At 74.3% G+C, this 22,397-nt stretch carries 18 protein-coding genes and 3 pseudogenes; 8 read left to right on the plus strand and 13 right to left on the minus strand.

The annotated features are described in order from the left end of the window. Window positions 1-43 precede the first annotated feature (43 nt). The 4 genes and pseudogenes from treZ to glgX form a co-directional block, all read right to left on the minus strand. Window positions 44-1,885: a malto-oligosyltrehalose trehalohydrolase gene (treZ, locus tag G7075_RS09475; protein WP_166121325.1), complete on the minus strand. Its 1,842-nt coding sequence runs from the start codon at window positions 1,883-1,885 to the stop codon at window positions 44-46. Continuing rightward, complete coding sequence (gene treY, locus G7075_RS09480; protein WP_240918002.1) at window positions 1,882-4,155, minus strand: malto-oligosyltrehalose synthase; 2,274 nt, start codon at window positions 4,153-4,155, stop codon at window positions 1,882-1,884. The genes treZ and treY overlap by 4 nt, the downstream gene beginning before the upstream one ends. A 2-nt stretch (window positions 4,156-4,157) precedes the next feature. Next, window positions 4,158-4,409 (minus strand): annotated as a pseudogene (locus tag G7075_RS21110) (alpha-amylase family glycosyl hydrolase); the annotation flags it as partial. Between the two features lie 4 nt (window positions 4,410-4,413). Continuing rightward, window positions 4,414-6,563: pseudogene (gene glgX, locus G7075_RS09485) on the minus strand (glycogen debranching protein GlgX). Between the two features lie 214 nt (window positions 6,564-6,777). On the opposite strand from glgX, the gene fabG reads away from it, so the two are divergent. After that, window positions 6,778-7,533 carry a 3-oxoacyl-ACP reductase FabG gene (gene fabG / locus G7075_RS09490; protein ID WP_166121328.1) on the plus strand — a complete coding sequence of 252 codons (756 nt, stop codon included), beginning with the start codon at window positions 6,778-6,780 and terminating at the stop codon, window positions 7,531-7,533. A 190-nt stretch (window positions 7,534-7,723) separates the two neighbouring features. Next, window positions 7,724-8,629, plus strand: coding sequence for a type IV toxin-antitoxin system AbiEi family antitoxin domain-containing protein (locus G7075_RS09495; RefSeq protein WP_166121331.1), 906 nt, complete (start codon window positions 7,724-7,726; stop codon window positions 8,627-8,629). 171 nt (window positions 8,630-8,800) lie between these two features. On the opposite strand, the gene G7075_RS09500 is transcribed toward G7075_RS09495, so the two are convergent. Continuing rightward, window positions 8,801-9,946, minus strand: a complete 1,146-nt coding sequence (locus G7075_RS09500) for an acyl-CoA dehydrogenase family protein (protein ID WP_166121334.1) — start codon at window positions 9,944-9,946, stop codon at window positions 8,801-8,803. A gap of 94 nt (window positions 9,947-10,040) precedes the next feature. Between G7075_RS09500 and G7075_RS09505 the strand changes: the two genes are divergently transcribed. The 4 genes from G7075_RS09505 to G7075_RS09520 are packed head-to-tail and all read left to right on the plus strand — an operon-like array spanning window position 10,041 to window position 12,485. Then, window positions 10,041-10,715 (plus strand): TetR/AcrR family transcriptional regulator, encoded by a 675-nt coding sequence (locus G7075_RS09505; protein ID WP_240918003.1) that lies wholly within the window; start codon window positions 10,041-10,043, stop codon window positions 10,713-10,715. Continuing rightward, window positions 10,712-11,758 (plus strand): hypothetical protein, encoded by a 1,047-nt coding sequence (locus G7075_RS09510; protein WP_166121336.1) that lies wholly within the window; start codon window positions 10,712-10,714, stop codon window positions 11,756-11,758. The genes G7075_RS09505 and G7075_RS09510 overlap by 4 nt, the downstream gene beginning before the upstream one ends. Continuing rightward, complete coding sequence (locus G7075_RS09515; RefSeq protein WP_166121339.1) at window positions 11,677-11,931, plus strand: hypothetical protein; 255 nt, start codon at window positions 11,677-11,679, stop codon at window positions 11,929-11,931. The genes G7075_RS09510 and G7075_RS09515 overlap by 82 nt, the downstream gene beginning before the upstream one ends. Continuing rightward, on the plus strand, window positions 11,928-12,485 hold the full coding sequence (locus G7075_RS09520; RefSeq protein ID WP_240918004.1) for a bifunctional 2-polyprenyl-6-hydroxyphenol methylase/3-demethylubiquinol 3-O-methyltransferase UbiG: 558 nt from the start codon (window positions 11,928-11,930) through the stop codon (window positions 12,483-12,485). Before G7075_RS09515 ends, G7075_RS09520 begins: the two co-directional genes overlap by 4 nt. A gap of 199 nt (window positions 12,486-12,684) precedes the next feature. Here G7075_RS09520 and G7075_RS09525 read toward each other — a convergent pair whose 3' ends face one another. From G7075_RS09525 to G7075_RS09550, 6 genes and pseudogenes are all read right to left on the minus strand, one after another. After that, the gene (locus G7075_RS09525; protein WP_166117776.1) at window positions 12,685-12,822 is read right to left on the minus strand and encodes a hypothetical protein; all 138 of its coding nucleotides are present in this window, start codon (window positions 12,820-12,822) and stop codon (window positions 12,685-12,687) included. A 116-nt stretch (window positions 12,823-12,938) separates the two neighbouring features. After that, a pseudogene (locus G7075_RS22715) lies at window positions 12,939-13,229 on the minus strand (NAD-dependent epimerase/dehydratase family protein); the annotation flags it as partial. Then, window positions 13,187-13,648 (minus strand): hypothetical protein, encoded by a 462-nt coding sequence (locus tag G7075_RS09535; protein ID WP_166121341.1) that lies wholly within the window; start codon window positions 13,646-13,648, stop codon window positions 13,187-13,189. The pseudogene G7075_RS22715 and the gene G7075_RS09535, both read right to left, overlap by 43 nt. Further along, window positions 13,645-14,646, minus strand: coding sequence for a glycosyltransferase (locus G7075_RS09540; protein ID WP_205860673.1), 1,002 nt, complete (start codon window positions 14,644-14,646; stop codon window positions 13,645-13,647). The genes G7075_RS09535 and G7075_RS09540 overlap by 4 nt, the downstream gene beginning before the upstream one ends. Window positions 14,647-14,676: 30 nt before the next feature. Continuing rightward, a complete protein-coding gene (gene ettA, locus G7075_RS09545) occupies window positions 14,677-16,359 on the minus strand; it encodes an energy-dependent translational throttle protein EttA (RefSeq protein WP_166121344.1) in 1,683 nt (560 codons plus the stop codon). A 45-nt stretch (window positions 16,360-16,404) separates the two neighbouring features. After that, entirely contained in the window at window positions 16,405-16,962 is a 558-nt protein-coding gene (locus tag G7075_RS09550) for a single-stranded DNA-binding protein (RefSeq protein WP_166121347.1), read from the minus strand. A gap of 283 nt (window positions 16,963-17,245) precedes the next feature. Here G7075_RS09550 and G7075_RS09555 point away from each other — a divergent pair, with 283 nt between their 5' ends. Next, window positions 17,246-18,235, plus strand: coding sequence for an alkaline phosphatase family protein (locus G7075_RS09555; protein ID WP_166121350.1), 990 nt, complete (start codon window positions 17,246-17,248; stop codon window positions 18,233-18,235). After that, window positions 18,232-19,017, plus strand: coding sequence for a sulfatase-like hydrolase/transferase (locus tag G7075_RS09560; RefSeq protein ID WP_166121353.1), 786 nt, complete (start codon window positions 18,232-18,234; stop codon window positions 19,015-19,017). The genes G7075_RS09555 and G7075_RS09560 overlap by 4 nt, the downstream gene beginning before the upstream one ends. Before the next feature lie 28 nt (window positions 19,018-19,045). Here G7075_RS09560 and G7075_RS09565 read toward each other — a convergent pair whose 3' ends face one another. Beyond that, window positions 19,046-20,710 carry a YfjP family GTPase gene (locus G7075_RS09565; RefSeq protein ID WP_240918005.1) on the minus strand — a complete coding sequence of 555 codons (1,665 nt, stop codon included), beginning with the start codon at window positions 20,708-20,710 and terminating at the stop codon, window positions 19,046-19,048. Further along, window positions 20,707-22,389, minus strand: a complete 1,683-nt coding sequence (locus tag G7075_RS09570; RefSeq protein WP_240918006.1) for a dynamin family protein — start codon at window positions 22,387-22,389, stop codon at window positions 20,707-20,709. The genes G7075_RS09565 and G7075_RS09570 overlap by 4 nt, the downstream gene beginning before the upstream one ends. Window positions 22,390-22,397 lie beyond the last annotated feature (8 nt).

Here is a 22,397-nt window from a genome sequence, read left to right on the forward strand (position 1 = left end):
TCCTCCCCGGCGGACCCTCCGCCCCCGGCAGGCTAGCCGTGGCTCAGGCGGGGCCCAGGGGGTGGACGGACACGGATCGACAACGATGTGCGACCGACGTGGGGCCCACGGAGGTCCTTCCCGGTTCCCACTCCAGGTGCGGCGCACCGGCGCCCGAGAGCGGGACCTCGGCGGGTCCACCGAGGGTGGCCACGACGGCGAACGGCTCGCCGCCGGCCGGGCGGTGGCGCAGGAGCACCCAGCGCTCCTCCTCGTCGACGTCGACCTCGACGTCGGCCAGGCGCGTCGGCCCGGACCCGAGCAGGCGGCGCCGCAGGGCGGTCAGGTCGGTGTACCAGCGGAGCATCCGGGCGTGGTCGGGCTCGCCGAGCTCGCTCCAGTCCAGGACCGAGCGGTCGCGGGTCGCGGGGTCCTGCGGGTCGGGCACGTCATCGGCCGACCAGCCGTGCGAGCCGAACTCGGCGCGGCGGCCCTCGCGGACGGCGTCGGCCAGCCAGTCCTCGGCGAAGCTCGTGAAGAACTGCCAGGGGGTGGACGCGGCCCACTCCTCGCCCATGAAGAGCATCGGCGTCGTCGGCGCCAGGAGGTACAGCGCGGCGCCGGCGGCCTGCAGCGCCGGGTCGGCCACGAGGGCCGAGATGCGTTCTCCGGTGGCCCGGTTGCCGACCTGGTCGTGGGTCTGGAGGTAGCCGAGGAGACGCCGGGCGTCGAGGCCCTCGCGGTCGACCGGGGCGCCCCAGGTGGCGCCGCGGAAGCTCGAGTGCGTGCCGTCGTGGAGGAACCCGTGGGTGAGGACCTTGGCGAGCACCGAGAGCGGGCCGGGGTGCGGGCCGTCCGGCGCACCGGCGAAGTCGGCGTAGTAGCCCTGCGCCTCCCCGGTGAGGGCGACGTGCAGCGCGTGGTGGACGTCGTCGTCCCACTGGGCCGTCATGCCGCGACCGCCGTCGCCGGTGGCCGTGACCATGACGATGTCGTTGAGGTCGGACTCGGCGACGAGGTCGAGGGGGCGCCCGAGGTCGGTGGCGAGCGCGGCGACCTCCTCGGACAGCTCGGCGAGGTAGTGGCGCGCCGAGTCGTCCTTGAGCTCGTGCACGGCGTCGAGCCGCAGGGCGTCGACGTGGAGGTCGCGGAACCACCGCAGGGCGCTCTCGACGAGGAAGCGGCGCACCTGCGCCGAGCCGTCGTCGTCGAGGTTCACCGCCGCGCCCCACGGGGTGTGGTGGCCCTCGGTGAAGTACGGGCCGAACCGCGACAGGTAGTTGCCGCTCGCGCCGAGGTGGTTGTGCACGACGTCGAGGCAGACCCCGAGCCCGCGGGCGTGGCAGGCGTCGACGAAGCGGGCGAGGGCGTGCGGACCGCCGTAGGCGTCGTGCACCGCATAGAGACCGACGCCGTCGTAGCCCCAGCCGCGGTCGGTGGGGAAGGCCGCGACGGGCATCACCTCGACGACGTCGACGCCGAGGGCGACGAGGTGGTCGAGGTGCGCGGCGGCGGCGTCGAAGGTGCCCTCGGGCGTGAAGGTGCCGACGTGCAGCTCGTAGAAGACCGCGCCGAGGCTGCCGGCGCCGTCGCGCGGACCGCGCCAGGCGTCGTCGGTCCACACGAGGTCGGCGGGGTCGAGCGTGCGGCTGGGGCCGTGGACGCCGGCCGGCTGCCACGCGCTGCGCGGGTCGGGCAGGGCGGGGTCGGCGCCGTCGAGCACGAAGGCGTAGTCGACCGGGCCGGTGCCCTCGGGCAACGCGAGCTGCCACCAGCCGCCGTCGGCCGGCTCCATCGCCTCCCGCCGGACCTCCGGTGGGCCGTCGGCCGGACCGGGGACGGGAGACCACTCGAGCTCGACCCGGCCGGCGAGCGGAGCCCACACCTCGATGACGCGCACGCTCACGAGGGATGCCCCTCGCCCGACTCCTCCGCACCCTCGACCGGCGGCTCGGGCGCCGGCTCGGGCGCCACCTCGGCCTCGGGCCGCACGAGCAGCGCGACCGGTCGGTCGGCGAGCAGGTCGGCCAGCGGCACCGGGCCGCCGCCGTCGACGGGGCGTCCGGACAGCACCTCGACCCACTCCCCCGCCGGCACCTCGAGCGTCGCGTCGCCGAAGCCGCCGGCGTCGGCCAGCCGCCCGGCGCCGCGGGTCACGAGCGTGACCGACCGCGCGCCGTCGGCGTCACCGCGGGCGAAGGCCAGGGCGTGCGCGGACCCGACGGCCACCGGCGTGTACGTCGACTCCGGCCCGACGAACGCCGACGGGTGCTCGCGCCGCAGCCGCAGCGCGAGGGAGGTCAGCCGCATCTTGTCGTCGTCGAGGTCGAAGCAGGGCTCGTCGTCGTCGACCCGGGCCAGCCGTTCGCGGCGGTCGGACCAGTCGACGGGCCGGCGGTTGTCGGGGTCGACGAGCGAGAGCATCCCGATCTCGCAGCCCTGGTAGACGTCGGGCACGCCGGGCATCGTCAGCTGGACCAGCTTCTGCCCGAGGATGTTCGCGCGCACCGCGGCGTCGTGCGGAACCGTCCAGGCGTCGAGGTGCTCGTGCACGGCGAGGTCGCGCCCGAGCGCCCGGGCGAAGGCGACGACCTCGTCCTCGTACCCGGTGTCGCCGTCGACCCACGCCGTGTGGACCTTGGCCTCGCGCACCGCCTTGAGGAGGTACTCCTCGAGCCGCGCGCCCGACACCGGCCAGGTGCCGACGAGGGTCTGCCAGACGAGGTACTCGGTGGGGGCGTCGACCCGCTCGGTGCGGTGGGGCGCCGCGAGCTCGCGGGCCGTCTCGAGCCAGGACGCCCAGCCCGGTGCGTCCTCGGCGAGCACCATGAGCCGGGCCCGGGTGTCCTCCGAGCGCTTGGTGTCGTGCGTCGTGAGGGTCGTCATCGACGTCGGCCACTCGGCCTGCTGGCGCTCGCACCAGGTGTGGAACTCCTCGACGCCGGCCGAGAGCACCTCGGGGTGCCCGCCGACCTCGTTGGCCCCGGCGAGCCGGAACCAGCGGTAGAACGCGGTGTCCTCGATGCCCTTGGCCATCACCGGGCCGCAGGTCTGCTGGAAGCGGACGCGGAAGTCGTCGGCGAGCCGGCCGCTGTCGAGCGCCGCCTCGGGCACCTCGCGGTCGAGGACGAGCCGCACGACGAGGTCGAGGGCGTCGTGGTCGCTCGGGGCGAGCACCCCGCGTGCCCGCTCGGCCGCCGACTCGACGACCGCCGCCTGCTCCGGATCGACCCCGCGACCGGGCACGACGTAGGCCCGGTAGCGGTCCATCGACACGAGCAGCGCCTCGAGCGCCCGCCGGGCCGCCCCGGCGTCGACGTCGGGGACCACGCGGCGGACCAGCCGCATCAGCCGGTCGACCTCGGCCGCCTGCACGTCGTCGACGACGAGCCGCTTGCTCTCGAGCACGACGTCCTCGAGGTCGGCGGCCTCGGGCGCCACCGACGCCCAGAGCCGGTCGAGGGTGCCGGTGTCGTCGGCGGGCGTCATCACCTGCTGGACCCGCAGCAGCGCGTCGTAGCCGGTCGTCCCGGAGCAGCGCCACGCCTCGGGCAGCCGCTCCTCCCCCTCGAGGATCTTCTCGACGACGACCCACGCGTCGCCCGTGGCCGCCGCGAGCCGCTCGAGGTAGCCGCCGGGGTCGGCGAGGCCGTCCGGGTGGTCGATGCGGAAGCCGTCGACCTCGCCGTGGCCGTGCAGGGCGAGGAGCAGGGCGTGCGTCGCCGTGAAGACGACGGGGTCCTCGACGCGTACCGCGACGAGCGAGGTGACGTCGAAGAAGCGCCGGTAGTTGAGGGCGTCGCCGGCCTCGCGCCAGCTGGAGAGCCGGTAGGCCTGGGCCAGGGCGAGCTCGGGAGCGGCAGCTCCTCGGTGCCCGGTGCGACGGGGAACTCGTGGTCGTAGTAGCGCAGCACCGGCTCGGCGCCGCTCGGGCCGCCGTCGTCGGCGAGGACCAGCTCGCCGGCCTCGAGGACGCGCTCGAGCGGCCCGCCGAGCACCGGCATGAGCAGCCGCTCGTCCTCGGCGACCCAGTCGACGTCGAACCAGCCGGCGTACGGCGAGCGGCGGCCCTCGCGCAGCAGCGACCAGAACGGGGCGTTGAGGTGCTCCGGCTGCGGCACGGCCATGTGGTTGGGCACGACGTCGACGACGATGCCCAGCCCGTGCTCGCGGCACGCGGCGACGAGGCGGTCGAAGGCCTCGCGGCCGCCCGCCTCCTCGCTGATGCGGGTGTGGTCGAGGACGTCGTAGCCGTGCGCCGACCCCGGTGCGGCCTGGAGGACCGGCGACAGGTAGACGTGCGACACCCCGAGCGAGGCCAGGTAGGGCACCTGCTCGGCGGCGGCGTCGAAGCCGAAGCCGCCGTGCACCTGGAGCCGGTAGGTCGCGGTCGGGACCACGCGGGCGGGGTCGGGTCGGTGGGCCACCACGGCGTCAGACCCGGGTCGCGCCGGCCGCTCCGGCCGCGGGCGTCGGGCTCTCGCGGGGGCCGCGCAGCACGATGACCGACCGGCCCTCGACGCGGACCTTGGCGCCGGCGTCGTGCCGCTCCGGCTCGACGACGGCGGCCGCCGTGTCGACCTCGGTGAGCCACCGGCCGCCGTACTCCTCCCCGGGGAGCACGAAGTCGCGCGCCTCGAGGTCGGCGTTGAAGAGGACGAGGAAGTCGTCGTCGACGACCGGTCGGCCGCGCAGGTCGGGGCTCGGGATGGCCCCCCGTTGAGGAAGACGGTCATCGTGCGGGCCTGGCCGTCGGACCAGTCGCTCTCGCCCATCGGCTCGCCCTCGGGCTGGAACCAGGCGATGTCGCCCATGTCGGACTGGCCGCCGTGGTCGGCGCTGCCGGCGAAGAACCGGCGCCGGCGGAAGACCGGGTGCTCGCGGCGCAGCGTGGCGACGGCGCCGGTGAAGGCGTAGAGGTCGCGCTGCTCCTCGGTGAGGTCCCAGTCCATCCAGGCGGTCTCGTTGTCCTGGCAGTAGACGTTGTTGTTGCCGTCCTGGGTGCGGCCGAGCTCGTCGCCGTGCGCGATCATCGGCACGCCCTGGCTGAGCAGGAGGGTGGCGAGGAAGTTGCGCTGCTGGCGGGCGCGCAGGGCGTTGACCTCGGGGTCGTCGGTCGGGCCCTCGGCGCCGCAGTTCCAGGAGCGGTTGTGGCCCTCGCCGTCGCGGCCGTCCTCGCCGTTGGCCTCGTTGTGCTTCTCGTTGTAGGACACCAGGTCCCGCAGCGTGAAGCCGTCGTGGGCAGTGACGAAGTTGATGCTCGCGATGGGCTTGCGGCCGTTGTGCTCGTAGAGGTCGCTGCTGCCCGTGAGGCGCGAGGCGAACTCGCCGAGCGAACCCGGCTCACCGCGCCAGAAGTCGCGGACGGTGTCGCGGTACTTGCCGTTCCACTCGGTCCACAGGGGCGGGAAGCCGCCGACCTGGTAGCCGCCGTCGCCGACGTCCCAGGGCTCGGCGATGAGCTTGACCTGGCTGATCACCGGGTCCTGCTGGATGAGGTCGAAGAACGCCGACAGCTTGTCGACCTCGTGGAACTGGCGGGCCAGCGTGGCAGCGAGGTCGAAGCGGAAGCCGTCGACGTGCATCTCGGTGACCCAGTAGCGGAGGCTGTCCATGATCAGCTGGAGCACGTGCGGGTTGCGCATGAGGAGGCTGTTCCCCGTGCCCGTCGTGTCGTAGTAGTGCTCCTTGGCGTCGTCGACGAGGCGGTAGTACGCCGCGTTGTCGATGCCCCGGAAGCAGATGGTCGGGCCCATCTCGTTGCCCTCGGCGGTGTGGTTGTAGACGACGTCGAGGATGACCTCGATGTCGGCCTCGTGCAGCGCCTTGACCATCGCCTTGAACTCGGTGACCTGCTCGCCGCGCTGGCCGCGGGCGTAGGCGTTGTGCGGCGCGAGGAACCCGATCGTGTTGTAGCCCCAGTAGTTCGACAGCCCCTTGGCCTGGAGCGAGGTGTCCTGGACGAACTGGTGCACCGGCATCAGCTCGAGGGCGGTGACGCCGAGGCCGCTCAGGTGCTCGACGACGGCCGGGTGCCCGATGGCCGCGTAGGTGCCGCGGATCTCCTCGGGGATGTCCGGGTGGGTCATCGTCAGGCCCCGCACGTGCGCCTCGTAGATGACGCTCTCGTGGTACTCGTGGCGCGGCGGGCGGTCGTGGCCCCAGTCGAAGTAGGGGTTGGTGACGACGGCGAGCATCGTCTTGCCGAGGCTGTCGTCGGTGTTGCGCGTCTCGGGGTCGTCGAAGTCGTAGGAGAAGAGGGCGGGGTCGTTGCTGACCTGGCCCTCGACGGCCTTGGCGTAGGGGTCGAGCAGCAGCTTGCTCGGGTCGCAGCGGTGGCCGTTCTCGGGGTCGTACGGACCGTGGACGCGGTAGCCGTAGCGCTGGCCCGGCTGCATCCCGGGCACGTAGCCGTGCCAGACGAAGCCGTCGACCTCGGGCAGGTCGAGACGCGTCTCGGCGCCGTCGTCGTCGACGAGGCAGAGCTCGACGCGCTCGGCGACCTCGCTGAACAGGGCGAAGTTGACGCCGCTGCCGTCGTAGGTGGCGCCGAGGGGGTAGGAGGTACCGGGCCAGATCTCCACTGATTGCCTTCCGAGGTGAGTCGTCGCAGGCCAGCGACTCTGCCGGCACGCCGCGGGCCGGGGGCCCGCGCGAGGTCCCCAACCTACCCGTTCCGCCGGCTCCTACTCACCGTCACCGTCGACACTCGACAGGCTCCCCGGCGGCGCCGCGTGGCGGTGCTCCGCGCTCGACTAGGGTCGGACGGTCCCGTCGAGCACACCCCGAGGAGCCCCCATGTCCGACCAGCGCGTCGCCGTCGTCACCGGAGCCGCCCGCGGCATCGGGGCCGCCACCGCCGAGCGGCTGGCCCGTGACGGGTTCGCCGTCGCCGTCCTCGACCTCGACGAGGCCGCGTGCGAGGAGGTCGCCGGACGGATCCGCGACGCCGGGGGCTCGGCCGTGGGCGTCGGGGTCGACGTGTCGGACGCGGCGGCCGTCGCCGCGGGGGTCGCGCGGGTCGCCGACGAGCTCGGCCCGCCGGTCGTGCTCGTCAACAACGCCGGGATCATCCGCGACAACCTGCTCTTCAAGATGACCGAGGCCGACTGGGACGCCGTGATGGACGTGCACCTCAAGGGCGCCTTCCTCATGACCAAGGCCTGCTCGGCGCACATGACCGAGCAGCGCTACGGGCGCGTCGTCAACCTCTCGTCGTCCTCGGCGCAGGGCAACCGCGGGCAGGCCAACTACTCGGCCGCCAAGGCCGGGCTGCAGGGCTTCACGAAGACGCTGGCCATCGAGCTCGGCAAGTTCGGGGTCACCGCCAACGCCGTCGCGCCGGGGTTCATCCAGACCGACATGACCCGCGCCACCGCCGAGCGGCTCAAGGTCTCGTTCGAGGACTTCATCACCCACACCGCCTCGACCATCCCCGTCGCGCGCGTCGGCCAGCCCGAGGACATCGCGGCGACGATCTCCTTCCTCGTGTCCGAGGAGGCCGGCTTCGTCAGCGGCCAGGTCATCTACGTCGCCGGCGGCCCCCTCGACTGACCGCTCCGCGTCCGGGCCGGCTCGCGAGCCGTCCCGGTCGTGCCGAGCCGCGTCGACGCGGCGCCCGACGGTCACGTCGGCTCGCGAGCCGGGTCGTCCGTCGTCCACAGGGGCGGGCGTCCGGCCGTGTCGTCCACAGGCCCGGGCGTGACGGTGGCCCGGCGGGCCGAGGATCCGGCAGCGTGGACGCATGGATCCCGTCGTCAGCCACCTGCTCGCCGCCCAGGAGGGCGTCGTGTCGCGGGCGCAGCTCGTCCCCCGCGGCGTGCCTCCGGCCGTCCTCGCCGCCTCGGTCCGCGACGGGGGCCTCGTGCGCATCCGCCCGGGTCTGTTCGCCGACCCGGCGCGCTGGGTCGGCGCGCACCCCGACGAGCGCTACCGCCTGACCGTCCGCGGCGTGCTGCTCGGCCGGCCGGGCTGGGCCGCCTCGCACCACGCGGCGCTCGCCCTGTGGCGCCTCCCGCTCTGGCGCACGGACCTCAGGGTCGTCGACGTCCTGGCCGGCACCCACACCGCGAAGATCCGACCGGGCACCCACGTCCACGTCCAGGGGAACGTCACCGCGGCCGTCCGCGACGGGTGCGCCACGGCGGGTCCGGCCGTCGCCGCCGTCCAGGTGGCGGCGACCGCCGGGGCGGAGTCCGGGGTCGTCGCGCTCGACGCCGCCCTCCACCGAGGGCTCTGCACCACCGACGAGGTCGAGCGCGTCCTCGCGGCGGGAGTCGTCCGGTACGGAACGGGCCGCGCCCGGCGGATGCTCGCCCTCGCGGACCCGGCGTGCGAGTCGGTCGGTGAGACGAGGACCCGGCTCCTCCTGCTCGCCCTCGGGCACCGCCCCCGGTCCCAGGTCGTGATCCGGGACGCCCACGGGGTGGTCGGCCGGGTCGACCTGCTGGTCGGCCGGGTGGTCGTCGAGTTCGACGGGGCGCTCAAGTACGGCGGCGCCGAGGGTCGCGACGCGCTGGTGGCCGAGAAGGTGCGCGAGGACCGGCTGCGGGCCCTCGGCTACGTCGTCGTGCGGCTCACCTGGGCCGACCTCGACCACCCGGCCCGCGTCGCTGCCCTCGTCCAGCGTGCGCTGGCGGTCGCCGCCTGAGCCCGCGAGCCTGCCCGCCCGGTCCCTCATCTCTACGGGGCTCGCGAGCCGTCCCGGCCGTGCCGAGCCGCGACGACACGGCTCGGCACCGCTCGGGCCGGCTCCCGAGCCGGCGCGGATGCGACGACGCCCCCGCACCACTCGGTCCGGGGGCGTCGTCGCGTCAGGTGCTCAGAGGCCGAGGTCGCGGCCGATGAGCTCCTTCATGATCTCGTTCGAGCCGGCCCAGATCTTCGAGACGCGGGCGTCGCGCCAGGCGCGGGCCACGCGGTACTCGTTCATGAAGCCGTACCCACCGTGCAGCTGGACGCACTCGTCGAGCACCTCGTTCTGCACCTGAGCCGAGAACCACTTCGCCTTGGCGGCGTCGACGGGCGTCAGCTTGCCCTCGGCGTGCGCGGCGATGCAGTCGTCGACGTAGGCCTGGGTGACCTCGAGCTTGGTGAGCAGCTCGGCCATCTTGAACTTGTTGTGCTGGAACGAGCCGACCGGCTGCCCGAAGGCCTTGCGCTCCTTGGTGTACTCGACGGTCTCGCGGAAGATCTGGAACGCGTGCGCGGTGTTGGCGACGGCGGCGCCGATGCGCTCCTGGGGCAGGCGCTGCATCATCGCGATGAAGCCCATGCCCTCCTCGCCGAGCCGGTTGGCGTCGGGGACGCGGACGTCCTCGAAGAACAGCTCGGAGGTGTCGGCCTCCTCCTGCCCGACCTTGTCGAGCTTGCGGCCGCGGCTGAAGCCCTCCATGCCCTCCTCGACGACGAGCAGCGTGATGCCCTTGGCGCCCTTGGAGGGGTCGGTGCGGGCCGCGACGATGACGAGGTCGGCCTGGTAGCCGTTGGTGATGAAGGTCTTGGAGCCGTTGAGCACCCAGTCGTCACCGTCGCGCACCGCGGTGGTCTTGAGCGCCGCGAGGTCGGAGCCGCCGGAGGGCTCGGTCATGGCGATCGCGGCGATGAGCTCGCCGTTGGCCATGCCGGGCAGCCAGCGCTCCTTCTGCTCCTGGGTGCCGAGGTCGACGACGTACGGCGGGCAGACGTCGCTGTGGATGCCGAAGCAGGAGGACACGGCGAAGTTGAAGCCGGCGATGACCTCGGCCGCGATGGCGTTGAAGCGGTAGTCCTCGGCACCCATCCCGCCGAACTCCTCGGGGATGTCGAGGCCGAAGAGGCCCTGCTTGCCGGCCTCCTTCCACAGGTCGCGGTCGACCGACTTGACCTCGAGCATCTGCTCGGCACGCGGCTTGAGCGTGCGCTCGACGAACTCGGCGACGGAGGCGCGGAAGTCCTCGTGCTCGCTGGCGTAGACGTTGCGGGGCATGGGTCTCCTCGACTCGGCGTGCGGGGCGGCGTCGGCGCGCCGCCGTTGACTAAGCGCTTGCTTAGTGTGTCCCGCGTGCGGCATGCTGTCAACCGTGCCCAGCACCCCGCCGCTCACCGAGACCGCCGTCCTCGCCGCGCTCGCGCCCGAGGGCGGGCGCCCCGGCGGCGCCACCGACGTCTCCGACACGGCCGTGCGGATCATGCTCGCCGCCGCCGACGCCTTCGCCGAGCACGGCTTCCCCGCGACGACCACCCGCGACATCGCCTCGCGCGCCGGCCTCTCCCCCGCCGGCGTCTACGTGCACTTCGCGTCCAAGGAGGTCCTCCTCTTCGAGATCAGCCGGCGGGGACACGCCCGGGCGCGCGACCTGCTCGTCGAGGCCTCGCGCGACGCCGCCTCCCCCACCGAGGCGCTGCGGGCCATCGTCGGCGGCTTCTCGCGCTGGCACGCCGAGCACCACCAGCTCGGCCGCATCGTCCAGTTCGAGTTCCGCCACCTCTCCCCCGAGCACCGCGCCGAGGTCATCGAGCTGCGCAAGGACATCGACGGCGTCGTCGCCGACGTGCTGCGGGCCGGGGTCGAGACGGGCGAGCTCGACGTCGACGACGTGCCCGCCACCGCGCTGGCCCTGCTCTCGATGGCCATCGACGTCGCCCGCTGGTACGTGCCGGGCGGCCGCCGCACCCCGAGGCGATCGAGCGCACCTACGGCGACCTCGCGGTCCGCCTCGCGCGCCGCCCCGCGTAGGGAACACTGGGCCGCGTGAGCACGACGCCGCGCGCGCCCGGGGTCGCGAAGGGCTTGCATCCCCTCGCCGACGACCCCGACCTGCCCGCGTCGCGCCAGCCGACCCGCCTCGCCGAGTTCCTCCTCGGCGTCGTCGTCCTCTATGCGTGGGCCCCGCCCGGCGTCCCGGGCTTCCTGTCCCTCGGCCTGGTCGGCGTCGCCGGGCTGCTCGGGCTCTCCCTGGTGCGCCCGGGCGGTACCCGCCTCGGGGGGCCCGGCGGGTCGCTCGGCTGGCTGGCCCCGGGGCTGGTGCTGCTCGTCGGCTTCCTCGTCCTCGTCTCGATCTCCTCCCCCGACGACTCCATCAGCGGCTGGCCGCGCCGCGCGTTCCGGCTGACGATGGTGCTGGCCCTGCTCGTCGCCGTGGTCTCCGGGCGGGTGCACTGGCCCTCGCTCGTGCGGGGCACCGCCGTCGGGCTCCTCGTCAACGCGGCGCTCTTCTTCGTCGGCGTGGCCCCCGCCCCCTACGGCGAGTACCTCTCCGGCTTCCTGCTCGACAAGAACCAGGCCGGGCTGGCCTACGCCGTCGTGACGCTGCTCTACCTCAGCCTCGTCGACGAGCGACGGCGCCAGGTCGCGGTCGTCGTCGTCGGCGCCGCGCTGGTGTGGACGACCGGCTCGCGCACCTCGATCGCCGCGCTGGCCTGCGGCCTGGTCTGGGTCGTGCTGCGGCCACGGCTCGGGCCGGCGGCCCGGGTGGCCCTCGCCGTCGCGCTCGGGATCGGCGTGCAGGTCGTCGAGAACAACTTCGCGCGGGCCGGCGTCTTCGCGAGCCGCGACGGGTCGGACGCCTTCCGGGCCCGCATCGACGCGGCGTCGCAGGCCAAGCTCGCCGGAAGCCCCCGCAGGGCCTCGGCCTCGGGGAGGCGTGGGTCTGGATCGGCGACCGGCAGTACCTCTTCCACAACTCCTACTGGGCGGCCCTCGTCGAGGGCGGCTGGGTGCTGCTCGGGGCCTACCTGCTGCTCATCGTCGTCGCCGTCGGCATCTGGCGGCGCGGTCCGGTCGCCCACGTGTGGGTGACCGCGGAGGCCGCGAACCTGACGATCCTCGTGTGCGCCCTGCGCCTCGGCGAGGTGTTCGGCGCCACCGCCGCGACGCTCGCCGTGGCCGGCGGCCTGCTCGGGCTGCTCGCGTACCGGTCCGCCCGGCCCACCCCGGACCCGTCCCGGGCGCTGGGTAGCCTGAGCCGGTGACTGCGCTCGGCCACGGCGGCTCCCCCTCCATCGCGACGCCGGACTATTGGTGGTACGTGGCCCGCGCCGACCTCCTCGAGGCCGCCCTGCGCGACCTGGTCGAGGGCTCCGGCACCGCCCTCGACCTCGGCAGCGCCGACGGCCCGAGCGCCGCGTGGTTCCGCGACGCCGCGGCCCGCACCGTCTCGCTCGACATCGACCCGCGGGGTCTCGGCAGCGACGGCGTGTGCGGCTCGGCCCTCCAGCTGCCGTTCGCCGACGGGACCTTCGACGCCGTCGCCGCGTTCGACGTCATCGAGCACTGTGCCCCGGAGGCGGTCGCCCTCGCCGAGGTGCACCGCGTGCTCCGGCCCGGCGGCCGCTTCCTCATGTCGGTGCCGGCCTACACCTGGGCGTGGAGCGACTTCGACGTCGCGAACGGCCACCACCGCCGCTACACCCGCGCCCGGGCCGCCGCCGCGGTGACGGCCGCCGGCTTCCGGGTCGAGCGGGCGACCTACGGCTTCACGACCGTCTTCCCCTGTTCGCGGCCGAGCGGGCGGTGCGCAAGCTGACCCGACGCCGCACGGAGGGGCGCACGACATCGTCGAGGTCCCGCCGGTGCCGCGGGCGCTCAACACCGCGCTGCGCTCGCTCTGCGGGGTCGACCGCACACTCCTGCGCCGCACCGACCTGCCGTTCGGGTCCTCGGTCTTCCTCGCGGCGACCCGCGCCGGCTGAGGCCCGGTCGGGGCGCCGGGCCGCCGGCCCTCGTCAGGCGTCGAGCGGTCGGCCGGAGACGACCCGGGCCCGCACATCGGCGGCCGTCGCGGCGAGCCCCGCGACGAGCGGGGTCTCGGCGAGGGCGTCGACCTCCGGCCAGCGCACCGACGCCAGGCGCAGGTCGAGCACCTGCCCCGGCCGCCGGGGGCCATCGCGGTGCGCAGCGGGCGGTGGAAGACGCGCCGGGCCTCCGAGACGAGGTGCCCCACGGTGACGGGCCGCCCGGACGCGACGACCTTGACGACGCTCGTGCCGGCCGGCTCGGCGCGGGCCAGCACGGCGCAGCGCGCGAGCATCCGGGCGAGGTCGAGCACGTAGACGTAGTCGCGGATGGTGTCGAGCGAGACGAAGACCGGCAGCGGGCGGACGGTGGCGTCGGACAGGCAGAGCTGGGAGAGCAGGCCCTGCGGCTTGCCGAGCGTCTGCCCCGGCCCGTACACGTTGGCCAGCCGGGCGAGGACCGCGCGCAGGCCGGTCCGGGCCACGACGCCGGTCAGCGCCTCCTCCATCGCCAGCTTCGTGCGCCCGTAGGCCACGAGCGGGACGGGCGGGGTCGCCTCGGTGAACGGGGCCCCTCGGAGCCGGCGTACAGACCCCCCGCCGACGACGCGAGCAGCACCACACCGTCCTCGCCGTCACCCACCCCGTCGCCGAGCAGTGCCGTGAACCGCTCGAAAACCCTTCTCTCGCAGTCGAGCTCGCGCTCGTCGGTGGCCACCACACCGGCGCCCGCGCACCAGGCGAGCAGCCAGGGCCGCCCGGCGCGCAGCCCACCGAAGCGCGCCAGCTCGGCGGCGAGGGTCTCGACGGTGGCGGCCTCGTCGGCCCACGGCACGCGCGAGGTCATCACCTCCCAGCCCTCACCCCGCAGCCGGGTGACGAGGTGACGGCCGACCAGCCCGCCGGCGCCGACCACCCAGGCGACCGGAGCCTGCGGGTGTGCGCCGGACGTCACGCGTCGTCCCGCCCGAGGGGGCCGTCGCGCCGGTCGCGGACCGGGAGGTAGAGGGGCTTGCCCATCGCCATGTTGACGGCCATGCCGACGTACTCGGCGATGACCCCGAGGGCGAAGAGGATCGCCCCGGTCGCGGCCATGAGCAGCACCATCGTCGAGGTCCACCCCGGGGCGTCCCACCACTTCGCGGTGCGGCCGACGAGCAGTGCCACGGCGATGACCGGCGCGAGGACGATGGCCGCGGCACCGCTGAAGCTCACCCAGCGCAGCGGCGTCGTGCCGCTGGAGAGCACGAGCCGCCAGAAGTGCGAGACGAGGCGGCGCACGTCGTAGCCGGAGGGGCGGCCGCCCTCGTCACGCATCGGCACCGGTGCGGTGGTGACCCGCCGGGCCACCCACGAGATCGCGACGTCGAGGTAGATGCCCGGACCGGCGTACGCGGCGACCGAGCGGGCGACCTCGCCGAGGACGAGGCGGTAGCTGTTGAAGTCGGAGGCCCGGGCCCCGCGGGCCAGCCGGGCGACGAGCCACTTCGCCGAGCGGCTGGCGAGGTTGCGGGCGGCGCCGTGCGGCGGCTCGTTGGAGGGCCGGGCGTAGACGACGTCGGCCTGCTCGTCCATCGCGGTGTCGACGAGGAGGGCGACGTACGCGGGGTCGTGCTGGCCGTCCTCGTCCATCGTGACGACCCACTCGCCGCCCGAGGCCGAGATGCCGGCGAGGGTGGCGGCGTGCTGCCCGAAGTTGCGGCTCAGCCAGACGGGGCGGACCCACTCGTGCTCGACGGCCAGCGCCCGCACGACCGTGTCGGAGCCGTCGGGGCCGCAGTCGTCGACGAGCACGACCTCCTCGACGACGTACGGCCGGCCGCCGGGGGTCGTGCCGACCCGGGTCAGCGGCTCCAGCTCGGCGACGAGCGAGGACAGGGTGCTGCGCCCCTGGTACACCGGGACGACGACCGAGACCCGGTGCGGCAGGGGGCCTGTCGTCGGGGTGTCCACGCCGGCCACCCTAGTGCCGCCCACCGGTGCTCAGTCGCGGGTCAGCTTGCGGTACGTGACGCGGTGCGGACGGGCCGCCTCGGCGCCGAGCCGCTCGATCTTGTTGGCCTCGTAGGACTCGAAGTTGCCCTCGAACCAGTACCAGCTCGCGGGGTCCTCGTCGGTGCCCTCGTAGGCGAGGATGTGCGTCGCCACGCGGTCGAGGAACCACCGGTCGTGGCTGATGACCACGGCGCAGCCCGGGAAGTCGAGCAGGGCGTTCTCGAGCGAGCCGAGGGTCTCGACGTCGAGGTCGTTGGTCGGCTCGTCGAGGAGGAGCAGGTTGCCGCCCTCCTTGAGGGTCAGCGCGAGGTTGAGGCGGTTGCGCTCGCCACCGGAGAGCACACCGGCCTTCTTCTGCTGGTCCGGGCCCTTGAAGCCGAACTGGCTGACGTAGGCGCGGCTCGGGATCTCGACGTGCCCGACGTTGATGTAGTCGTGCCCGCCCGACACGGTCTCCCAGAGGTTCTTGTTCGGGTCGAGGCCGCCGCGGCTCTGGTCGACGTAGGACACCGTGACCGTCTCGCCGACGTCGACGGTGCCGGCGTCGGGCTCCTCGAGCCCGACGATGGTCTTGAACAGGGTCGTCTTGCCGACACCGTTGGGGCCGATGACCCCGACGATACCGTTGCGCGGCAACGTGAACGACAGGTCGTCGATGAGGACCCGGTCGCCGAAGCCCTTGCGGAGGTTCTTGACCTCGATGACCTTGCTGCCGAGGCGCGGCCCCGGCGGGATCTGGATCTCCTCGAAGTCGAGCTTGCGCGTGCGGTCGGCCTCGGCCGCCATCTCCTCGTAGCGCTGGAGGCGGGCCTTGGACTTGGTCTGCTTGGCCTTGGCGTTCGAGCGGACCCACTCGAGCTCCTCGGCGAGGCGCTTGGCGAGCTTGGCGTCCTTCTTGCCCTGGATGGCCAGGCGGGCCTGCTTCTTCTCGAGGTAGGTCGAGTAGTTGCCCTCGTAGGGGTAGGCCCGGCCGCGGTCGAGCTCGAGGATCCACTGGGCGACGTTGTCCATGAAGTACCGGTCGTGGGTGACCGCGACGACGGCGCCGTGGTAGGCCGCGAGGTGCTGCTCGAGCCAGAGGACCGACTCGGCGTCGAGGTGGTTGGTCGGCTCGTCGAGGAGCAGCAGGTCGGGCTTCTGGAGGAGCAGCTTGCAGAGGGCGACCCGGCGGCGCTCACCGCCGGAGAGCACGGTGACGTCGGCGTCCGGCGGCGGGCAGCGCAGGGCGTCCATCGCCTGCTCGAGCTGGGAGTCGAGGTCCCAGGCGTCGGCGGCGTCGATGGCCTCCTGGAGCTGGCCCATCTCGGCCATTAGCGCGTCGAAGTCGGCGTCCGGCTCGGCCATCTCGGCGGAGATGTCGTTGTAGCGGTCGAGCTTGGCCTTGATCTCGCCGGCGCCCTCCTCGACGTTGCCGAGGACGGTCTTCTCCTCGTTGAGCTCGGGCTCCTGCATGAGGATCCCGACCGAGTAGCCCGGGGTCAGCCGCGCCTCGCCGTTGCTCGGCTGGTCGAGCCCCGCCATGATCTTGAGCACGGAGGACTTGCCGGCGCCGTTCGGACCGACGACGCCGATCTTGGCGCCGGGCAGGAACGAGAGCGTGACGTCGTCGAGGATGACCTTGTCGCCGTGCGCCTTGCGGGCGCGCGACATCACGTAGATGAACTCGGGCATGGGGTCAGGGTAGCCAGCACCCGGGCCCCGGCCCGAATCGCCGCCTCAGGCCGCCCGGTGCTCGCCCGGCCGCAGGGGGGGCCCGGTGTCGAGGGCGGGCTGCTCCGCGGAGGCCCCGGACGCCACGGACGCCGCAGCCCCGCCGACGCCCACCGCGTCGTCGCGCACGACGTACGGGTCGTGCTCGGCGTCGGTGAACTCCTCGGGACCCACCGCGCCGGAGGGCAGGGCCGGCGCGAGGTCGCCGTTGCGCGTGTAGTGCGTGGCCCCCCAGCGCAGGTCGTGCCCGAGGGAGTCGGCGACGAGCTCGACGGTGGTGCCGAGCGAGCCGTCGTCGCGCCGGAACTGCCGCACCCGCACCTTGCCGTGGACGACGACCGGGTGGCCCTTGCGCAGGCTGCGCGCGGCGTTCTCGCCCATCCCGCGGAAGACCGAGACGTCGTAGAAGCTCGGCTCGGAGTCGGTCCAGCGGCCGGGGTCGGCACGGTCGGGGTGGCGCTCGGACTGGGCCACCCGGAAGACGGTGAACGGCCCGGACCGGCCCTGCTTGACGACGGGGTCGGCGACGAGGCGGCCCTGGACCGTCGTGATGGTCTCGTACATCGTGTGCTCCCTCCGGCAGCACCGCCCGTCGGTGCGCCGTGACCACCGTCCCCTCGACGCCGGTGCCCCACAACGGTTCTCCGGCACCCTGTGGACAACCTGCCCGACGTGGCCCCCTGTGGACGACGGACCCCGCGGGACCCGCCGCGCCCGACCGACGACCCGCGCCCGACCCACCACCCGGGCCCTCCCCGGAGGCGACCGTTGACACGGCGCCTCACGAGGGTGCAGATTCCCGACCCATCGAGGGCGTCGTGGCCGTCGTGAGTCCTGAGGAGAGCCCATGGACCGTCGAGGCACCATCGCCGTCGCCGCTGCCGCACTCACCGCCGGCGCCCTCGCCCTCAGCCCGGCCGCCTCGCAGGCCGACGGCCGCCACCGGCCACCACCGACCCCGACGCCCACCCGCGTCCTCATCGTCCTGTTCGACCAGATGGTCCCGCAGTACGCGGACCAGTTCGCGATGCCCAACTTCCGCGCGCTGCGCGACTCGGGTACCAGCTTCGCGCAGGCCCACCTCGGGTACATGGCCTCCGAGACGGTGATGGCCCACAACGTCATCACGTCCGGGCTCGAACCCCGGCACATGGGCTGGACCGACGAGGCGTTCCGCGACCACGCGAACGTGTTCGGCAAGGGCGTCGACCAGATGCACATCACCGGCGACCTGAGCCTCGCCGACTTCACCCTGCTCGAGAAGCGCGACGGTGTGGCCTACCCGAAGCTGGCCGACTACCTCCACGCGCGCTACCCCGGCACGAGCTTCATCACGGTCGGCGAGAAGTCCTACGCGGTCGAGTCCGCGACCGGTGCCAGCGGCGACATCGCCGTCCGGCTGTCGAGCCGGCGCAGCAACGTCACGGGCGACGCGCCCACCGGGTGCCGCAACCTGTCGATCCCCGGCGTCCCCGGCAACGGGCAGTGGCGCTCCCCCGCGGGCAAGAACGTCCCCGCGTACCTCAACCGCCCCGACCCGACCGACCCCACCCTCTGCGGCCGGTACTTCATCAACGCCGACAAGAACAACGACTACGGCACCAAGGCCGCCTTCCCCTCCTGGCTCTACCCGGGCGAGGGCAACCGGTTCGTCCCCGGCAACGACCCGGCGCACCTCGGCGGTGACACCTGGGCGGCCGACGCGGCGATCGAGATGATGCACCACGAGAACTGGTCGGGGATGTTCGTCACCCTCGGCGGCATCGACAAGGCCGCCCACATGTGGGGCGCGCAGGCCGACACCGCCCCCAGGACTGCACCACCCTGGCCGGGATGACGCACACGCGCTGCGCGGCGGAGAACGCCGACGTCCAGCTCGGCAAGATCCGCGCGGCCGTCGAGGCGGTGGACCGGGAGAAGGGCGGGCGCACCCTCGTCGTCCTCACCGCCGACCACGGCGCCACGTACGGCGAGACCTTCCTCGGCGAGCGGACCGCCGACGCGGGCAACAGCAACTGGTACTACGCCCCGCCGGAGCTCGGTGTCTGGGACGCCGGCACCAACGGCGTGCTCGACACGACCACCTACTCGAGCCCGTCCCCCGCCATCGCGGCGCTCAACGCCGACGGCAACGTGCAGTTCTCGTACCAGTCCACCGCGATCGAGGCGTGGCTGCTCGACCGCTCGACGCGCGCCAAGAAGGCCACGAGCGCCCGGATGCTCACGCTGCCGGGAGTCATCGCGACCTACCGCAAGAACAGTGCCGGCGACCACTTCGTCCTCGACGGCACGAACCGGATGACCCGCTCGGAGCGCAGGTGGTGGGCGGCCCACGCGCAGTCCATCGTCGACACCATGGCGGCCGACGACGGCCCGGACGTGGTCGGCCTGCTGCACGACCGGACGAGCTACGGCGTGTACGGCGACCACGGCGGTGCCCAGGAGTCGGTGCAACGCGTGCCGATGGTCTTCTGGACCCCCGGGGCCCGTCCGCGGGCGACCGACGAGGCCTTCCGCACCCCCGACCTCCTGCCGACCGTGCTCGCCGCGATGGGCATCCGCCCGACGGCGCCGATGGACGGGCGGCCGCACGCCCTGACGGGCAGCGGTCGGCACTGACCGTCACCGACCCGCGAGGAGCCGTGACTCAGACGTCGGCGGCGTGCCGCAGGGCCTCGCGGGTGGCCGCGTGCCGCTCGAGCACCCGGCGCACGGGTCCGAGGACCTGCCCGTCGGCGACCCCGGCGATGGACTCGCGCAGCCGCCGGTCCATGACCACTCCGCGCCGTCGGGCGCCGATCCGGGCCAGCCAGGCCGCCAGCGCCGCGAGCACGAACCCGAGCAGCAGCCCGCCGACGAGGAGCACGAGCGGCCACGGCAGCACACCGAGCGTCGGCACCTCGGGGACGAGCGAGTCCAGCTGGAGCCAGCCCGCGACGACGTAGGCCCCCAGCCACAGCACCCCCGCGACGGCCGCGGCGGCCAGGGCGAGCTGCACAGCGCCGACGACCCGCCACCAGACGGGAGCGCGCGCGAGGAGCGAGGTGCCGACGACGGCCTGGTCGAGGGCGTCGCCGAGCTCGGGACCGGGCGGGGTCGCGGCCCGCTCCACGGCCTCCGACCACGGCACGGGCAGCTCGGCGCCCGCGCGGTCGGCGACCCGCCGGGTGGCCAGGGCCACCGCGGCGCGCGCGGCCGGGGACGGTGGCGGCAGCGAGGAGCGGCCGAGCACGGAGCGGACGTCGGACTCGGTGACCCGCACGTCGCGCCCGTCGAGGCGCAGCCGGCGCAGCGGTCGGGCGCGCAGCCGGTGCAGCCAGCGGGTGAAGGGCCAGCCGGTGTGCGTCGCGGCCTCCATCCGGTAGTCGCGGGCGACGGCGTCGACGACCGTGGGCACACCGGCCGCGCGGGCCAGGGCCTCGAGCAGCTCTGCCCGGGTCGCGGCGTCGACCTCGGGCTCGGCCGCCGCGACGTGCGACGACAGCTCGCCGGCGACCGTGCGCACGTCGGCGGCGAGGCGGGCCCGGGCCATCGTGCGGCTCGCGACGGCGTTGGCGAGGCGCTGGCGCAGCTCGTCGAGGCCGTCGCCGGTGAGGGCCGAGGTCGCGAGCACCGTCGCGCCCGGCAGCCCGTCGCGCTCCATGAGCCGGGCGAGGTCGGTGCGGCAGCGGGCGAGGTCGTCGGCGGCGAGCCGGTCGGCCTGGTTGAGGACGACGATGGTGACCGCCTCGTGCGCCGCGAGCGCCGCGACGTGGTCGTCGTGGAGGCGGGAGTCGGCGTACTTCTGCGGGTCGGTGACCCAGACGAAGAGGTCGACGAGCTCGAGGACCCGCTCGGCCTCCGCCCGGTTGCCGGTCTCGCGGGAGTCGACGTCGGGCAGGTCGAGCAGGACCAGCCCGTCGAGCGTGCCGACGTGACCACCCGGGCCCTCCCCGTCGACGAGGTGGCGCGAGCCGACGCCCAGCCAGTCGAGCAGCTCGCCGGTGGGTTCGGCGCCCCACACGGCGGCGGTCGGTGTGGAGGTCGTCGGGCGACGCACCCCGACGGTCGCGACGTCGGTGCCGACGAGGGCGTTGAAGAGCGAGGACTTGCCGCTGCCGGTCGCACCGGCCAGGGCGACGACCGTGTGCCCGCCGACCAGGGCCGTGCGCTCGCCGACCTTGGCGACGACCTGGGCCGCACGTGCCCCGCCCCGAGCGGGCAGCTCGTCGCCACCGGCCTCGACGGCGGCGGCCAGCGCGCCGGAGGCGGCCGACAGGCGCTCGGGCGAGACGACGGCGCCGCGGGCGCCGCCCATCACGAGGGGGCTCACACCGACACCGTCCTCAGGCCGGCGGCGGCGGCCTCGAGCCGCGCGGCCTGGTCCTCGGGGGCGGCGTGGGCCGCGAGCGCGTCGAGGAACCGCGCCCGCTCCTCCGCGTAGAGGTCGTCGGCGAGGTCGAGCAGCCGGGCACGGGCCTTGGCGGCCATGTCGCGCACGGCCTGGTCGCCGAAGATCGCCTCGAGGACCCGTTGTGCGAGAACGGAGGTGCCCCCGGCGATGCCGATCTCGGCGCCGACGAGGCCACCGGTCTGGGCGAAGGCCACGAGCATGAGGAAGAGCCCGATCGCGTTGACGCCGTAGGCCGCGATGCGCGCGTTGGTGCGCCGCCCCTGGCCCTCGGTGCGGACGAGCTCGAGCACCTCGCCCTGCCAGTCGCGCACCAGGCGCTCGACGGCCGCACCGGTCTCGGGGGTCGAGGTGCCGACCGACGGCACGTCGGCGAGCACGCCGGACCCTCCCGGCATCCGGCGCCAGGACCGGGCGGTGTCCGACTCGGCCGACTCGAGGTTCGCGAGGACGAGGGCGGCGACGCCGGTGTGCAGCGCCTCACCGAGCCCCTTGGCCGGAGGCGGTGTGCCCTTGACGGCCGCGGCGATGCGGTCGCGCCAGCGCCCGATGGTCGACTCGACCTGCCGGAAGAACTCGCCGGTGCCGACGAACTCCTGCCAGCGGGCCAGCACCTCGCCGCGCAGGAGGGTGCCGTCGGTCATCCCGTCGGCGACCCGGCGGTGGGCGTCGGCGAAGGCGGCCGTCGCCGCTCCGGCCAGCTCGTCGCGGGCGGTCTGCTGCTCGTGGCTCGCGGCGACCAGCTCGGCGGCCCGTCCGGTGAGCGAGGACACGGCGCCGCGCAGGGTCTGCGAGACGACGATGTCGCGCGCGCGGGCGTCGCCGGCGAGCGCCTCGAGCCAGGCGCGCAGCCGCGCGAAGGACTCGGCGGGCAGGCGGCCGTCGTCGCCGAGGGCGGTCTCGGGGACGGTGAAGATGGGTGCCGTCGGCAGGCCCTGCTCGCGCAGCATCGAGGCGAGGTGGGGGCGGATCTCGTCGACGGCCTCGGGCGGCACGCGGTCGAGGACGATGGCCACGGCCGTGCCCCGCTCGGCGGCGGTGCGCAGCAGGTCCCACGGCACGGCGTCGGCGTAGCGCGCGGCGGTGGTGACGAAGAGCCAGAGGTCGGCGGCCGACAGCAGCTGGGTCGCGAGCTCGCGGTTGGCCGAGACGACGGAGTCGATGTCGGGGGCGTCGAGCAGGGCCATCCCGGCCGGGAGGGTGTCGGAGGCGGCGAGGCGCACGGTGCCGGGCTGGTCCTCGCCGGTGTCGGCGCCGGTGACGCGGGCCAGGCCGGGGAGGATGCGCTCGCCCTCGAACCAGTGCCGGTCCTGCGGGTGGTGGACGAGCACCGGCGAGGTGGTCGTGGGGCGCAGGACGCCCGCGCGGCTGACCCGGGCGCCGACGACGGAGTTGACGAGGGTCGACTTGCCGGCGCCGGTGGAGCCCCCGACGACGGCGAGCAGCGGGGCGTCGAGGGAGCGCAGGCGGGGCAGGACGTAGTCGTCGAGCTGGTCGAGCAGGCGGCGGCGCGCGGTCTCGGCGGCCGGGCGTCCGGGGACGTCGAGGGGCAGGCTCGCCCGCTCGACCTCCTCCCGCAGCACCTCGACGGCAGAGACCACGGCCTCCA

It is taken from the genome of Phycicoccus sp. HDW14, assembly GCF_011383005.1.
Classification (GTDB): domain Bacteria; phylum Actinomycetota; class Actinomycetes; order Actinomycetales; family Dermatophilaceae; genus Phycicoccus.

Coding starts and splice junctions, on each gene's coding strand:
- fabG (WP_166121328.1), top strand. CDS start 6,778: ATGTCCGACCAGCGCGTCGCCGTCGTCACCGGAGCCGCCCGCGGCATC.
- G7075_RS09495 (WP_166121331.1), top strand. CDS start 7,724: ATGGATCCCGTCGTCAGCCACCTGCTCGCCGCCCAGGAGGGCGTCGTG.
- G7075_RS09500 (WP_166121334.1), bottom strand. CDS start 9,946: ATGCCCCGCAACGTCTACGCCAGCGAGCACGAGGACTTCCGCGCCTCC.
- ettA (WP_166121344.1), bottom strand. CDS start 16,359: ATGCCCGAGTTCATCTACGTGATGTCGCGCGCCCGCAAGGCGCACGGC.
- G7075_RS09550 (WP_166121347.1), bottom strand. CDS start 16,962: ATGTACGAGACCATCACGACGGTCCAGGGCCGCCTCGTCGCCGACCCC.
- G7075_RS09555 (WP_166121350.1), top strand. CDS start 17,246: ATGGACCGTCGAGGCACCATCGCCGTCGCCGCTGCCGCACTCACCGCC.
- G7075_RS09560 (WP_166121353.1), top strand. CDS start 18,232: ATGACGCACACGCGCTGCGCGGCGGAGAACGCCGACGTCCAGCTCGGC.